11 protein-coding genes are annotated in these 15,665 nt (G+C 64.6%); 10 read left to right on the top strand and 1 reads right to left on the bottom strand.

What is annotated here, in order from left to right; all coding sequences use genetic code 11:
* Positions 1–99: 99 nt before the first annotated feature.
* Positions 100–2,589: a beta-galactosidase GalB gene (gene galB, locus DLM85_RS08660; protein WP_111477711.1), complete on the bottom strand. Its 2,490-nt coding sequence runs from the start codon at positions 2,587–2,589 to the stop codon at positions 100–102.
* Positions 2,590–3,347: 758 nt separating this feature from the next.
* Between galB and DLM85_RS25035 the strand changes: the two genes are divergently transcribed.
* The 10 genes from DLM85_RS25035 (at position 3,348) to DLM85_RS08605 (ending at position 15,518) form a co-directional block, all read left to right on the top strand.
* Positions 3,348–3,917: a hypothetical protein gene (locus tag DLM85_RS25035; protein ID WP_207890997.1), complete on the top strand. Its 570-nt coding sequence runs from the start codon at positions 3,348–3,350 to the stop codon at positions 3,915–3,917.
* Between the two features lie 191 nt (positions 3,918–4,108).
* Positions 4,109–4,591: an aldo/keto reductase gene (locus DLM85_RS26285; protein WP_111477709.1), complete on the top strand. Its 483-nt coding sequence runs from the start codon at positions 4,109–4,111 to the stop codon at positions 4,589–4,591.
* 2,003 nt (positions 4,592–6,594) lie between these two features.
* Entirely contained in the window at positions 6,595–7,110 is a 516-nt protein-coding gene (locus DLM85_RS08640; protein ID WP_243635904.1) for a (R)-mandelonitrile lyase, read from the top strand.
* 193 nt (positions 7,111–7,303) lie between these two features.
* The gene (locus DLM85_RS08635; RefSeq protein ID WP_111477707.1) at positions 7,304–8,155 is read left to right on the top strand and encodes an aldo/keto reductase; all 852 of its coding nucleotides are present in this window, start codon (positions 7,304–7,306) and stop codon (positions 8,153–8,155) included.
* A gap of 204 nt (positions 8,156–8,359) precedes the next feature.
* Positions 8,360–9,274, top strand: coding sequence for a helix-turn-helix domain-containing protein (locus DLM85_RS08630; RefSeq protein WP_243635903.1), 915 nt, complete (start codon positions 8,360–8,362; stop codon positions 9,272–9,274).
* A gap of 332 nt (positions 9,275–9,606) precedes the next feature.
* Positions 9,607–10,230: a (2Fe-2S)-binding protein gene (locus DLM85_RS08625; protein ID WP_111477706.1), complete on the top strand. Its 624-nt coding sequence runs from the start codon at positions 9,607–9,609 to the stop codon at positions 10,228–10,230.
* Positions 10,231–10,342: 112 nt separating this feature from the next.
* Complete coding sequence (locus DLM85_RS08620) at positions 10,343–11,329, top strand: FAD binding domain-containing protein (protein ID WP_111477705.1); 987 nt, start codon at positions 10,343–10,345, stop codon at positions 11,327–11,329.
* Positions 11,330–11,414: 85 nt separating this feature from the next.
* Entirely contained in the window at positions 11,415–13,757 is a 2,343-nt protein-coding gene (locus DLM85_RS08615; RefSeq protein WP_111477704.1) for a xanthine dehydrogenase family protein molybdopterin-binding subunit, read from the top strand.
* A 4-nt stretch (positions 13,758–13,761) separates the two neighbouring features.
* Positions 13,762–14,520 (top strand): carboxymuconolactone decarboxylase family protein, encoded by a 759-nt coding sequence (locus DLM85_RS08610; protein ID WP_111477703.1) that lies wholly within the window; start codon positions 13,762–13,764, stop codon positions 14,518–14,520.
* Positions 14,521–14,537: 17 nt separating this feature from the next.
* Positions 14,538–15,518: an aldo/keto reductase gene (locus DLM85_RS08605; RefSeq protein WP_111477702.1), complete on the top strand. Its 981-nt coding sequence runs from the start codon at positions 14,538–14,540 to the stop codon at positions 15,516–15,518.
* Positions 15,519–15,665: the final 147 nt, after the last annotated feature.

The raw sequence follows: 15,665 nt of genomic DNA, 5'->3' as shown, positions 1-15,665 counted from the left end.
CTCTCCGGCCGGCCGCAGCAAAACGCAGCCACTGCTGCCGGAAAGTCGACGCGGGCTTATCCGGGGCCACACCCGGGCGCATCCGCCGACGAAACGCGCCTACTGCCCGGACGGCTTGGCCACCGGCAGGCGCAGCGTGGCGCCCGGCAGGCCTTTGCTCGTCACCTGCAGCTGCACGCTACCGACCTGGTCGGCGGCCTGCACGGTGGCCACCAGCATGCCGTGAAAGGCGCGCATGCGCGGCTCGTGGAACAGCTCCAGGCTGGTCGGGTCGCCGTTGGCCACGGCCCGGAAGCGGCCCGCGCCCTTTACCTCGAAGCGCAGCTCGTTGGTAGCGTCGGGGCAGAGGTTGCCTTGGGCGTCTTCCACGCGCACGGTCACGTAGGCCAGGTCCTGGCCGTCGGCGGCGAGGGCGGAGCGGTCGGCCGTCAGCTTGAGGTGGTGGGGCCGGCCGGCGGTGCGCACTTCCTCTTCGGCCACGGCCTTGCCGCTAGCGTCGTAGGCCACCACCTTGATGCTGCCGGGCTGGTACTTCACCTCGTTCCACATCAGGCGGTAGCGCGTCTGGGGCTGGGCGGAGGGGCCCTTGGTCTGGCGGCCCTGGCTCACCCCGTTCACGAACAGCTCGGCCGAGGGGTAGTTGGTGTAGGCAAAGACGGGCGTGGTCTGGCCTTCGCGGCCGGGCCAGGTCCAGTGCGGCAGCAGGTGCAGCGTGGGTTGCGTGGGGTTCCAGCGGGCACGGTAGAGGTAGAACCGGTCCTTGGGCAGGCCGGCCAGGTCCAGAATGCCGAAGTAGGAGCTGTGCGAGGGCCAGCTTTCGTCGTAGGGCCACGGCTCCCCGAGGTAGTCGAAGCCGGTCCACACGAACTCGCCGAGGGTATAGGGCAAATCGTCCTGGGCGGCGAATTCCTCGTCGGGCGTCTGCGACCAGTTGCTGGCCTCCAGGTCGTAGGAGCTGGACTGGTTGTCGGGGTAGCGCTTGTCCTTGGCCTTTTCCACCGGGAATTTGTACACGCCGCGGCTGCTCACCGTGGAGGCCGTTTCGGAGCCCAGCAGCACGCCCTGGGGCAGCTTGGTGTAGGCTTCGGGGTAGCGGTGGGGCTTGTAGTTGAAGCCCGGCACGTCGAGCACGGCCGCGAAGCCGTTGCCGACGGCCGCGTCGAACTGGTCCATGCCGGCCGTCACGGGCCGGGTAGGGTCTTCGCGGTGCACCAGGTCCTGCAGACGCTTGGCCAGCTTCGAGCCGCCCGGGGCCCACTGGTCGGGCACCTCGTTGCCGATGCTCCACATCACGACGCTGGGGTGGTTTCGGTCGCGGCGCACCATGTTGACGATGTCCTTCTCGGCCCACTCATCAAAGAGCCGGCTGTAGCCGTTCTTCACCTTGGGCGTCTTCCACTCGTCGAAGGGCTCCACCATCAGCAGAAAGCCCATTTCGTCGCAGAGCTGCACCAGCTCGGGCGCGGGCATGTTGTGGGTGGTCCGAATGGCGTCGCAGCCCAGGTCTTTGAGCAGCACCAGCTGCCGGCGCAGGGCGGCGGTGTTGACGGCCGCACCCAGCGGGCCCAGGTCGTGGTGGTTGCACACGCCCCGGAACTTGCGCGGCTGCCCGTTCAGCACGAAGCCCCGGCCCGCCTCCACGCCGACGGAACGGATGCCGAAAGTGGTCTTGTACTCGTCCTTGAGCACCTCACCAGCATACAGCTTCGAGCTGGCCGCGTACAGCGTCGGCGTTTCGGGTGACCAGAGCCGCGGCTGGGGCACCACCAGGTTCTGCTCGAATTCCAGGGCGTCGGTGGCCGCCAGCGGGGTCGAGGAGGTAGCCACCACTTTGCCCGCCGCGTCGCGGATTTCGGTGTCGAGGCGCAGGGCCTGGAAGGCCCGGCCGGGCGTCTCGACCCTGGTACGCAGCTTCACCTTGGCGTAGTCGGCGGTGATGGTGGGCGTGGTCAGGTAGGTGCCCCACACGGGGATGTGCACGTCGTTGGTCACGAGCAGGTGCACGTTGCGGTACAGGCCCGCGCCGGGGTACCAGCGCGACTGTTCCGGCAGGTTCTGCAGGCGCACGGCCAGCACGTTGTCGGGGCCCGGCTGCACCGCGTCGGTAATGTCGACGGCGAAGGAGTTGTAGCCGTAGGGCCAAGCGCCGACTTCCTTGCCGTTGACGAACACGTGCGCGTCGCTCATGGCCCCGTCGAAGAGCAGCACCGCCCGCTTACCGGCCGCGAAGCCAGGCACCTGCAGCCGGCGCCGGTACCAGCCCGTGCCGATGAAAGGCAGCCCGCCGGTGCGGCCGGCTTTGGTTTTGGCCTCCTTCTCGTTGTTCTGCTCGATTTTCACCGTCTGCAGGTCGTTCTGGGGGCTGAACGGGCCGTAAATGGCCCAGTCGTGGGGCACCTGCACCGTCTGCCACCTAGCGTCCTTGAAATCGGGCCGGGCCGCGTCGGGCACGTCGCCCTTAGTGAATTTCCAGTCGGCAGTTAGCAGCACCTCCTGGCGCGTTTGCTGGGCCCGGGCGGCGCCGGCCGGCAGCAGCAGCAGGCCGGCCAGGGCACCGCGCAGGCTCAGCTGGATGATAAAGTTGGTCATGGGCGAGGGAGAATCGAGGAGCAATACGGTGGAAGGCGTGCGGAACGCCGGGGCGGCGGGCTTCGGCCACTATTCATCCGGACGCGGCACACCTTAAAAACGGCAGCCGGGTTTCGGGCGGCGGGCCCGGTTGGCCGGGTGGATGGTGGGCGCTCAGGCTGCGGGGCCGGCCCCGCTGGCCAAAAAGGCCCTGAAAGTAATGCCCTGCGCCGGATTGAGGCCGGGCTGTCGGGCCCGTTTTGGTTTAAAGCGTTTGTTTGCGCTGCGGCACAAGCGGTGCGCCGGCAACCAAAATACCCGCCGGCCAGGGTAGGTATTTCATCGTTGCGCGCCAGCCAAAAAGCCTTAATTTTCATTAAATACTTGAATACCATTATTTTATAACCACCCCTACTAACTCAGAAGATTCGTTCTCTCTCGGGCTTTGCCCCGCAATGCCAACCGCGTATATCGAACATTTCACCTGGCAGGCCAGGAGTGCCCCGAATGCGTGCGGCAGCCCTTGCTCTTTACTCTCCCGGCCGCCGGCCGGGCCATGGCCGGGTCGTTTGTTTGAATCTCATATCCATTGGTTTGATTCCTATTATTCACCCGAGTCCGATCAACAGAACTTTGTCGTAGCAACTACAGAGAGCGGCCCGCCGACGGAGAGTGGAGGCGGGAGCGGCGGTGCCCACCCTTGCAACAACCGGCAGGCTTGCCGGCTGCGTGAGCAAGCGGGGAGCCTGCCGCCGACGTTGATTTCTGCCGGGATGATTATGAGATGGTTTAAGGCCTACCAGATAGACACTGCTTCCGGGCCCGTTCAGGCCTGCGGCCGCAGCGACTATCATACCATCTACCTGCTTGCCGGCCCCCGGCTGCGGCCGGGCACCGCCCGGGAAGCCGCCGGCAGCGCCGCGTACCTGCTGCTGGGGCAGCCGGCCGGAGGGGCTGCTCCACAGTGGCTGCCGGCCCGCCAACGGGGCTATGCCTGCCTGTTTACCGAAGCCTTTGTAAAAGAGTGCCGCCCTGCGGGCCGCCAGGAGCCGGGCCTGATGCCCACCGGCAAGGCCTGGCGCGTGTTCCTGCTGCACGGCGAACAGGCCGCGTACCTCACCGGCCTGTTTCAGAAGATGCTGGTGGAGCAGCAATCGGCGTACCTCTTCAAACACGAACTGCTGCGTAGCTACCTCCACTTAGTGCTGCACGAGGTCAGGCGCCTGCCAACCGCCCACCCCCTTTTTCGCTGCTACTGCCAGCGGCCCGGGCAGGCGGGCATGCTCGATTCTGGTTGGCGAAGCCGATGTTCCACGCCACCGGCCGGCGGCAGCGCTCCTTGCCCATGACCCCGGACAAGGTGCTCGAAGCCCTGCGTCAACCCGCTTAGCACCCGAAAGCCATTGCCGCCGTGGCCAGCCGCCCGACTTCGCTACGGCCGTGCTGGCGGAGCTGCGGGGTGTCAGCTCGTGCCGTCGGATACCACGGGCTTGCGGCGGGGTCAATCAAATAGCTCTTACCTTCTTCAATAAGCATCTACATGAAAAAGCGACACCTGGGCACCAGCGGCCTGGAAGTATCGGCCCTGGGCCTGGGCTTCGGCTACGGTGCCGTCACGGCCTCCGACGAGGCCATCAATCTGATTCGCACGGCCGTCGACCGGGGCGTTACCTTCTTCGATACGGCCGAGGCCTACGGGGAACTCAACGAAACGCTGGTGGGCCTGCTGCCGGCGACCAAAGGCTTCACGCTGACGTTGCCCGTCAAAGCCGCGGCGTTCGGCCCCTTGCTCAGTGAAGTCCCGCCCGAGCCGCCGGTCCCCCTGGCTCCGCAACGCATCCAAACCGCTTATTGCCCCGCCCGCTGCTGGTGGCCCCGGGCGCTCAAAGCATCCACCACGCCCGCCGGCGAGGGCCGCGCCTCCTACCTCACCCGCCAGGCCATGGCCGAAGCCGGCGCCAAGCTGCTGCTGAGTCGCGAACCGGCGCAAGAGTCCTACGACAGTGCGGGCCACCAGACGTAGTCGCTGGCCGACGTGCCCGCTATTCTGAGCGAGTTGTCGGGCCAGCCGGTTACGTGTAGGCCCTCGGCGACCAAGTTGGAACAACAGCTGAGCGCCTGCGGCATACCGGCCGAAGGCATTCAGGGCGCGTTGACGTTCGGCCAGGCCATTGCTCAGGGCCAGTTTGACTTCCCCACCCCCGATGCTGGCCGAGCTGCCGGGCCACGAGCCGGAGGCCGTGAAAAGCTACTTCAAACAGGAAGTATAACCTGTAAGCCACCCGTCGAGTGCCGGGGTAGTGCCGCGGCACCCTTTTCGTAAAGACTGGTATGGTTCTCACCCTATTCAGTGCCAGCGGCCAGATTGGCCGCCTGCTCTGGGTGTCAGCCACAGTGGTGCCCGGCATCATGGCCCACGGCCCGCTGGCAGCCCGCAGCCGGGGCCAGACAAGCTCATGGTGACGCGCTACGTGGGCCAAATCGACATCGGCGGGCAGCCGTTTGCCGATGTGGCCCGGCAGGTCGAACTTTCGCCAGCCAGGTAGCGCCGGCGCTTCACTAAGCGCAAGCTTGTGTTGGGGAGAGCAAACGCCTGGCGCCGAGAGCTTCTAAGGCCCCTTTCTGCATACGCCCCAATACGACCGCCTGACAGGAGACGCGAGAAGACGACGAAAACGCGTCGGCGGGAGCCGTTTGCTTGGCAAGCTGGTGCGGGATTCCGCCGGCATTGCCCCTTGAGCCGTATTACCGACAAAGAAAAATCCCGACAATAAACTGATCATCAGTTTATTGTCGGGATTTTGTGCGCTCCCTCCTGGGAGCTTCTTTGTGACTTCATGTTGCTCATGTTTAGTGTTTTATGTTTTACCTGTACTGTTTTTTGTACTGGTTCACGAGTTTTGGCCTCTTATGGATGGTGTTCGACTCGGCCCCGCAATGCCAATAGTGGCTATCAAAACATCGCACCTTGAAGGTAAGGAATGGCATGACCAAAGAGTGAAAGTTTATTCAGGCCACGGTTTCGACAAGCCAGTTAATCGAAGGTTGTAGTCGAGGTGTCTTCATTGCTAAAGGCGACCAGTGGCGTTGAACTCAACAGGGCCTGCTCTTTGACCTCCGGGCGGCTGGCCGCCTCGTTTCCAGGCTGTTTGCTTGAATCTCATACCCATTGGTTTGATTTCCATTATTTACCCCGAGCTGGCCAGCAGAACTTTGCCGTAGCAAATACAACGAGTTGCGCGCTGCCTCACGCCCACCCGTCACGCACGACGATGCAGGGCAGAGGCGGACAGCGGCTGTGGCTGCTGTTGCGACAAACAGAAGGCTTTCCCGCCACGTGAGCAAGCTGGTTGCCTGCTACACCGTCAACGCTGATTCCTAGCCAGGATGATTATGAGAGGGTTTAAGGCCTACCAGATAGATACGGATGCCGGTCCGGTTCAGGCCTGCAGCCGCAGCGACTATTATACCATCTACCTGCTTTCTGGCCACCAGCAGCTGCCGGGAGCCGGCCGGGTAACCGAGTTGGAGGCCGCGTACCTGCTGATGCGGTGTCCGGCCCGCGGGGCGGCTTCAAAATGGTTATCGTCCCGCCAAAGGGGCTATGCGTGCTTGTTTACTGAGGCCTTCGTGCAAGAGTGCAGCCCCGCTGGTTGCCGACAGCCATGGTTAATGCCCACCGGCATGGGCAGGGGCGTCCACTTGCTTCGCGGCGAACAGGCAGCGTACCTCACCAGCCTGTTCCAGAAGATGTTATTTGAGCAGCAATCGACGTACCTGTTCAAACACGAGCTGCTCCGTAGCTACCTCCACTTACTGCTGCACGAGGTCATGCGCCTAGCCACTGCCCAACCTCTTTTTCGCTGCTACTTCCGCCGCCCCGGGCAAGCGGGCCCACTGGGTTCTGGTTGGCGAAGCCGTCAGCGCCCTCTTTCCTGAGCACTCCTGTCGCAGGTTAGGCTTCCTGGCGGTCTGACCTGCAACTACGAGGGCCCCATGTTTCACGTAACCCCAACCCCTGGTCACATGATCCGAACCGCAATTGGCATGTGCGCACTGCTCCATATAGCGGCCCTGCGCTGCCCGGCACAGACCACCAATTCCTCCGCTACGGGCACTGTTCAGGCCCCTGTATTCCCCAAGGGAGAACGGGCACCGGCCCAAAATTTTACGGGCACGGTGTGGGTCAAGTCCCTGGTGGCAAACGACAGCACCTTTCAATGCGTAGTCGGCAACGTCGCGTTTGAACCCGGGGCCCGAACCAACTGGCACCGGCACCCTACCGGGCAGATTTTACTGGTAACCGACGGCGTAGGCTATTACCAGGAGAAAGGTCAGCCCAAAAGGTTGATCCGTAAGGGGGACGTCGTTCAGGCACCGCCCGGCGTGGAGCACTGGCACGGTGCCTCACCGACCCAGCCGATGACCCACATTGCCATCGTACCCAACACCGAGAAAGGTGTGGCCTCCTGGTTGCAGCCGGTAACCGACCAACAGTACCGCGGTGCAAATACGAATCCGGAAAGCTCCGGCAAGCCTTAGGCAGGGCATCAGGGATTGTTTGAATTTTATACTGATTGGTTTGATTCTCTTTTTCTGACCGGGTAGTACTCCCGGACCTTTGCTGAGCCAACCCGGTACGGCCAAGTCCGTTCGGCAGGCCAGGATGGATTGGGCCGCGGCGAAAGCCCCAGGCTGCGCGTTCGTCCTTTCACTCACCTCTTAAGTAAACACGATGCAGACCGTAACCTTGAACAACGGGGTCAACATGCCCCTGCTGGGCTTTGGCGTCTTCCAGGTACCCGACCCGGCCGAATGCGAAACCAGCGTATTGGAAGCCATCAAAGCCGGTTACCGGCTGATTGATACGGCCGCTGCTTACATGAACGAGGAAGCCGTAGGTAGGGCAATCCGCAAGAGTGGCGTGCCGCGTGAGGAGCTGTTCATCACCACCAAGCTGTGGGTGCAGGACGCCAGCTACGAAGGTGCCAAGCAGGCCTTTGAAACGTCCCTGCAGAAGCTCGGACTCGACTACCTCGACCTCTACCTTATCCACCAGCCCTACGGCGATGTGCACGGGGCTTGGCGCGCCCTGGAGGAGCTGTACAAAGCAGGCCGCATCAAAGCCATTGGCATCAGCAACTTCGCCCCCGACCGGGTGATGGACTTCCTGGTGCACCACGAGGTAAAACCGGCCGTGAACCAGGTAGAAACCCACCCCTTCCACCAGCAGCTCGAAACCCAGCAGTTCCTGCAGGAAAACGACGTGCAGATCGAGTCCTGGGGCCCCTTTGCCGAGGGTAAGAACGACATCTTCCGCAACGAGGTGCTCAGTGCCATTGCCGGCAAGTACCAGAAGACGGTGGCCCAGGTCATCCTGCGCTGGCTTACCCAGCGCGGCGTAGTGGCCATTCCCAAGTCGGTGAAGCCCGAGCGCATGGCCGAAAACTTCAACATCTTCGACTTCGAGCTGAGCCCCCAGGACATGGATGCCATCAAAGCCCTCGACACCAAGACCAGCCTGTTCTTCGACCACCGCGACCCGAACATGGTCAAGTGGATCAGCGAGCGAAAAATCCACGATTAACCCACAACGGACTACCCCAGGAGCAGCAGCAGTTACCACCCGCGTAACTACTGCTGCTGCCGCTACCGGGGTGCCGGTCTGAGTTGAGCAGTCTACGCGAACCGACGGCGAATCAGCCGGCTGGACTCGCGCTACCGGCCACCTCGTTTTATCTTTCCCTTCCCGGCGCAGTACGTGCGGGCTACTGTTTTACGTATAAACGCCATGGACCAAAAAGCCGCCCCCACGGCCGCGCCGATGAGCAGCCACCAGGACCTGAACCCCCAGGAGCTCAAGCTGAAGGGATTCAAGGCCTACGCAGTGGACACGGCGGCGGGCCCGAGCCACGACTACCGCCGCCGGGACTTTTATAAGGTGGCCTTGGTGACCAGCCCCTGCACCGTGCACTACGCCGACCGCAGCCTTCCGATCAGCGGGCCCAGCCTGATGTTTGCCAACCCGCACATTCCCTACGCCATCGAGCTGCACGACCCGCGGCTGACGGGCTATTCCTGCCTCTTTACCGAGGCATTTATGAAGGAAAACGACCGGTCGGAAAGCCTGCAACAGTCGCCCCTGTTCAAGGTCGGCGGCACGCCCGTGTTCCACCTCGACGGGGCGCAGGCGGCGTACGCCGAGGGCATCTTTCAGAAGATTCTGGCCGAGCAGCGCACCGAGTACCTGTACAAGGGCGACCTGATCCGCACGTATCTGCAGCTGCTCATCCACGAGGCCCTGCGCATGCAGCCGACGGAAAGCTTTGTACAGCACAAAAACGCCTCGTCCCGGATTACGGCCCTGTTCCTGGAGCTGTTGGAGCGGCTGTTTCCGGTGGAAAGCCCGGGCCAGGCCATGCCGCTGAAAACGGCCCAGGACTTCGCCCAGCAGCTGGGGGTGCACGTGAACCACCTGAACCGGGCTGTCAAGGAAGTCACCGGCAAGCCAACCACCGCGCACATTGCCGAGCGGGTCATTACCGAAGCTAAGGCCCTGCTGCACCACACCTCGTGGAGCACGGCGGAAATTGCCTACAGCCTGGGCTTCGAGTACCCCACCTACTTCAACAACTTCTTCAAGAAGCACACCAGCACTACCCCGCTGGCGTTTCGGCGGGATGCGGAACGAGTGGCAGAAGCCTAAAGCGTCGTTTGACCAAACCGGCAGCAAGCGGGCCCCGGCACCGGCCCGTTGGGAAGTCGGCAGATTACACTTATCAAACGAATCAGTAAGGGTTTCAAACAATGCCGGGACAGAACGCAACTTGGATGGCGCCGGCTGGTATACTCCCTACTGGTTCGAGGCCAAGACGTTAGACCAGTGCGGCCATCGGTAGCGCACATGCTTGCGGGTAGCCCAGCTTTCAGGGCGCATCGAGGATGGCGGCCCCGCCTATGGTTGCGGCTTGGGGATAAACGAACCAGGCCGAGTGCCCAGCTCCGGCTGATTCTCCCACATACCACACCTTTTTTGCCATGGAGTCTGACTTGTTTCCTCCCGCCGGTGCGCCGCAGCCGGAAGACGGTTCGCGCCGCTCGTTCATGAAGCAGGCCGGCGGCATCCTGGGCCTGGCCCTGGCGCCGCCGCTGGTGGGCCAGGCCGAGCGCCTGACGGCCTACTCCAAGGTCATCCAGGGGGCCACCGACATTACGCTGCGCGTCAACGGGCAGGCCCACACCGTGCGCGTGGAGCCCCGCGTGACCCTGCTTGATGCCCTGCGGGAGCGGCTCGACCTGACCGGCACCAAGAAAGGCTGCGACCATGGCCAATGCGGCGCCTGTACGGTGCACGTGGGCGGCCGCCGCACGCTTTCCTGCCTGACGCTGGCGGTGATGGCGCAGGGCAAGGAAATAACCACCATCGAGGGCCTGTCCCAGGGCGAGCAGCTGCACCCGATGCAGCAGGCCTTCCTGAAGCATGACGGCTTCCAGTGCGGCTACTGCACCCCGGGCCAGATCATGTCGGGCGTAGCCTGCGTGCAGGAGGGCCACGCCAGCACCGACGCGCAGGCCCGGGAGTGGATGAGCGGCAACCTGTGCCGCTGCGGCGCCTACCCCAACATCCTGGCCGCCGTGCGCGAAGTGGCGCAGCGGGGCTGAGGTGAAATGGTGAACTGGTGAGTGTCGTGCTGCTGGCGCGAAATGCGTGGCACTGCGCCTCCCAAACATCAAACGCACCGGTTCACCATCTCACCATTTCATCAATCGAAAGATGAACGACTTCAGCTACACCCAGGCGGCCACGGCCAAAGAAGCCACGGCTCTGCGCAAGGACACGCCCGCGGCGGCTTATATCGCCGGCGGCACCACGCTGCTGGACTTGATGAAGGCCCACCTCGAGGAGCACCCGCAGCTCATCGACATCAACCTGTTGCCCTTCAAAGGCATCGAGCAGACCAAGGACGGACTGCGCATCGGGGCGCTGGAAACCATGAGCGACGTGGCCGAGCACCCGCTGCTCGTGCAAGCGTACCCGGCCGTGTCGCAGTCGTTGCTGCTGGCCGCCTCACCCCAGCTGCGCAACATGGCCAGCATCGGCGGCAACATCCTGCAGCGCACCCGCTGCGGCTACTTCCGCGACCCGGCCTTCCCCTGCAACAAGCGCGTGCCCGGCTCCGGCTGCCCGGCCCTGGCCGGCGACAACCACAACCTGGCCATCTTGGGCGTGAGCGAGCATTGCATTGCCAATTCCTACCCCGGCGACCTGTCGGTGGCCCTGGCGGCCTTCGACGCGGTGCTGACGCTGGAACGCGCCAAGGGCAAGCAGCGGCAGGTGCCCCTGACCGATTTCTACCGGCTGCCCGGCGCCACCCCCCACATCGAGACAGTGCTGGAGCCCGGGGAGCTGATTGTGGCCGTGACGATTCCCGCGGCCTCCCACGCCCAACGCTCGGCCTACCTGAAGGTGCGGGAACGGAGCAGCTACGCCTACGCCCTGGCCTCGGCCGCCGTGGGCCTGGAGGTGCAGGGCGGCGCCATCCGCGCGGCCCGCGTGGCCCTGGGCGGGGTGGGCGCGCAGCCCTGGCGCAGCCGCGAGGCGGAAAAGGCACTGGTAGGCCAGCCGGCCACGGAGGCCACGTTCCGCGCCGCCGCCGCAGTGGCCCTGCAAGGGGCCCAGCCCCGGGAACATAACCGCTACAAGGTGGAGCTGGCCCAGAACACGCTGGTGCGCGCCCTGCAGCAGGTGGCAGGTTCTTAACTGCCCATCTTCCTCGCCACCGGCTGCCGACGGACTGCCCCCGGAAGCCCCTAATTCTACGCCCAGACAAGCACTGCCTTTCCCGATGGATACCGAACCGCAATTCTTCGAAACCAACGCTGCGCCGGGCGTAGTCGGCCAGCCCATGAACCGCGTCGACGGCTGGGCGAAAGTGACGGGGCAGGCCCGGTATTCGGCCGAGTACAACCGCCTGCCGGGCCTGGTGCACGCCGTGCTCAAAACCAGCGACGTGGCCAAGGGCCGCATTACCGGGTTTGACACCAGCGCGGCCCAGCGGCAGCCTGGGGTGCTGGCCATCCTCACCCACCAGAATCTGCCCAAGCTGGCCAAAACGCCCAACAACCCCGACGACAAAAAGGCCTTCGTATCCTCACCGATGGGCTTTTTCCCAATGGAGTCGGACGAGGTGCACTACGCCGGCCAGCCGGTGGCCATCGTGGTAGCCGATACCCTGGAGCACGCCCAGTACGCGGCGGCCCTGGTCCAGGTGCGTATTGCCGCCGAAGCCCCCATTTCGTCCTACCAGGACCCGAAGGCGCAACGCTACGTGCCCAAAACCGTGAAGGGCACAGCGGGCGTCACCAAACGCGGGGACGCCCAGGCGGCGGTGCAGAGCGCCCCGGTGCAGCTGACGGCCACCTACACCCACGCCGCCAACCATCACAACCCCATGGAGCCGGGCGCCACCACCGCTCACTGGGAAGCCCCGGACCGCCTCACCGTGTACGACACCACCCAGGGCGTATCGGAAACGCAGAAGACGCTGGCGGCCATGCTGGGCCTCTCCACCGAGCAGGTGCGGGTGGTCAACAAGTACCTCGGGGGCGGCTTCGGCTGCAAGGCCTGGGTGTGGCCCCACGTGGTGCTGGCTCCGCTGGCGGCTAAGGCCGTGGGCCGGCCGGTGAAGCTGGTGCTGACGCGCCAGCAGCAGTACACCGGCATGGGCCACCGCGAAGAGCAGGAGCAGACGCTGCGTCTCGGTGCCACCAAGGACGGCAAGCTGCTGGGCATCGTGCACGAGAAAACGTCCACGACCTCGCCCTGGGACGACTACGCCGAGACAAACAGCCGCATCATCAACATGCTCTACGCGCTGCCGGCGTTTGAATCGACCTACCATCTGGCCAAAGCCAGCGTGATGACCTCGACCTCGACCCGCGCCCCGGGCGACATGCCCGGCTCGTTCGCCCTCGAATGCTCCATGGACGATTTGGCCTACCAGCTCGGCCTCGACCCGATTCAGATCCGGCTGCTCAACTACGCCGAGAAAGACCCCACCAACGGCCACCCGTGGTCGAGCAAGAGCCTGAAGCAGTGCTATGAGCGCGGCGCCGAGCTGTTTGGCTGGGCCCGGCGTAACCCCAAGAACGGGCAGACCCGCAACGGCAAGCTCCTGGTGGGCTGGGGCATGGCCACAGCCTCGTACCCGGTCCACAACTCGCAGGGCAACGCCCGCGTGCGCCTCTACGCCGACGGCCGCGCCGTGGTGCAGTCGGGCGCCACCGACCTGGGCACGGGCACCTACACCATCATCACCCAGGTAGCCGCCGACGCCCTGGGTCTGCCGCCCGAAAACATCCGCTTCGAGCTGGGCGACACGGTGCTGCCCAGCACGCAGTGGTCGGGCGGTTCCACGGCGGCGGGTCGGGTGTCGTCGTCGGTGTACCTGGCGGCGCAAGAGGTGTGGCAGAAGCTCATCAAGCTGGCGGTGACGGACAATAAGTCGCCGCTGTACGGGGCCAAGCCGGCGGACGTGGTGGTGGAACAGGGGCGCCTGCAGCTGAAAGCCCGGCCCGCCACCGGGGAGGCCTACGCCGAGGTGATGAAGCGCGCCAGCATGGGCGACGTGGAAGGCTCCGCGCAGGGCCGCTACGGCAGCAGCTACCGGGTGCCCGGCGTCGCGGCCGATGCCAATATGAACAAGGAAGAAAAGGAGGCCGCCGCCGGCCGCTCCATGCACGCCTTCGGCACCCACTTCTGCGAAGTGGAGGTCGACCCGGAGCTGGGCACCATCCGCGTCACGCGCTGGGTGAGCGTGATGAGCGCGGGCCGCATCCTCAACCCCAAGACGGCCCGCTCGCAGGTCATCGGCGGCAGCATCTTCGGCATCGGCGCGGCCCTGATGGAGCAAACCGTGCGCGACCCGCACCTGGCCCGCTACACCAACGCCGACCTGGCCGGCTACCACGTGCCCGTCAACGCCGACATTCCGGACATGACCGTGGACTTCATCGACGAGCACGACCCCTACGTCAACGCTATGGGCGTGAAGGGCATCGGCGAAATTTCCATCGTGGGCGTGACGGCCGCCGTGGCCAACGCCGTGTTCCACGCCACCGGCCGGCGGCTGCGTTCCTTGCCCATGACCCCGGACAAAGTGCTCGAAGCCCTGCACCAACCCGCTTAGCACCATGCTACTCCTCACCGTTCGAATCACGGCGCTGGTTGCCGTGCTCCTGCTGATTGGCCATGCCCTGCAAGCCGGCCCTACTGCCCCGGCGGCCGATGCCCTGACGGGCCGGCAGCAAGCCATAGTGACCGTTGCGACCCTGACGGCCAAAGGGGATTTGCCCCGGCTGCACCAGGCGCTGGGCCAGGGCCTGGATGCGGGTCTGACCGTGAACGAGGCCAAGGAAGTGCTGGTGCACCTGTACGCCTACTGCGGCTTTCCGCGCAGCCTTCAGGGGCTTAATACGTTGCTAAAGGTGCTGGATGAACGGAAAGCCAAAGGCATTGCCGACGTGGTAGGCCGGGAAGCCGCGCCCATCACCAGCACCGCGCCCAAGTACGAACGCGGCCAACGCAACCTGGAAACGCTGACTGGCAAGCCCGACCCCAACCCCAAAACCGGCGCCAACGCCTTCAGCCCGGAAATCGACCGGTTCCTGAAAGAGCACCTGTTCGCCGACATCTTCGAGCGCGACGTGCTGACCTACCAGGAGCGGGAGTTGGCCACCATCGCGGCCCTGGTGAGCCTTGGGGGCGTGGAGCCGATGCTGCAGTCGCACCTGGGCTCGGGCCTGCACGTGGGCTTAACCCCGGCGCAGCTTCGCCAGCTATTAGCCCTGACGGAGGCCAGCATTGGGAAAAAAGAAGCCGATGCCGGCCGGGCCGTGCTAGTGAAAGTATTGGGCAGCGGCAAACAGCCCACTGCCCCAAACCAGAAATAAATCAACCCGATTCATACATGGAAAAGCGACAACTAGGCACCAGCGGCCTGGAAGTATCGGCCCTGGGCCTGGGCTGCATGGGCCTGAGCTTCGGCTACGGTGCCGTCACGGCCTCCGACGAAGCCGTCAACCTGATTCGCACGGCCGTCGACCGGGGCGTTACCTTCTTCGATACGGCCGAGGCCTACGGGGAACTCAACGAAACGCTGGTGGGCCAGGCTCTGGCGCCGGTGCGCAGCCAGGTGGTCATTGCCACCAAGTTTGGCTTCAGGGAGGGCAAGCCCCAGCTGGGCATGGACAGCCGGCCCGAGCGTATCCGGGCGGTGCTGGAGCAATCCTTGCGGCGCATGAAGACCGACTACATCGACCTGTTCTACCAGCACCGCGTCGACCCCAGCGTGCCGATGGAAGACGTGGCCGGCGCCGTGCAAGACCTGATCCGGGAAGGCAAGGTCCGGCACTTTGGCCTCTCCGAAGCCGGCGCCCAGGCCATCCGCCGGGCGCACGCCGTGCAGCCCGTGGCCGCCCTGCAGAGCGAATATTCCTTGTGGTGGCGTGAGCCGGAGCAGAGCGTGCTGCCCACGCTGGAAGAGCTGGGCATTGGCTTCGTGCCGTTCAGTCCGCTGGGCAAAGGCTTCCTCACCGGCAAGATTGACGAGAATACCCAGTTCGACCCGACGGACTTCCGCAACACCGTGCCCCGGTTCTCGCCCGAGGCCCGCAAAGCCAACCTGGCCCTGGTGGAGTTGCTGGGCACTATTGCCGCCGCCAAGCAGGTGACGCCGGCCCAGATTGCCCTGGCCTGGCTGCTGGCCCAGAAGCCTTGGATAGCGCCCATTCCCGGTACCACCAAGCTCCACCGCCTGGAAGAGAACATCGGCGCGGCGGCGGTGCCGCTGACGGCCGACGACCTGCAGCGCATCGAGCAGGCCGTTGCTCGGGTTGAAATCCAGGGCGCCCGGTACTCCGCCCAGTCGCAGCAAGCCATTAACCGGTAACCGGTCTACTGACGCCTGCCTAAATAAAGCCCCGAACCTTCCGCCCTGGCTGCTGCTTTTCAGCGCGGCCAGGGCGGAAGGTTCGGGGCTTTATCGGTGGTACGATACCCACTGCAACGACTCACGGCGTGAACAAGGCGTCAGGTA

Origin of the sequence: Hymenobacter edaphi (genome assembly GCF_003258365.1) — a bacterium.
Classification (GTDB): domain Bacteria; phylum Bacteroidota; class Bacteroidia; order Cytophagales; family Hymenobacteraceae; genus Solirubrum; species Solirubrum edaphi.
This window is presented reverse-complemented; position numbering and strand designations above follow the sequence as displayed.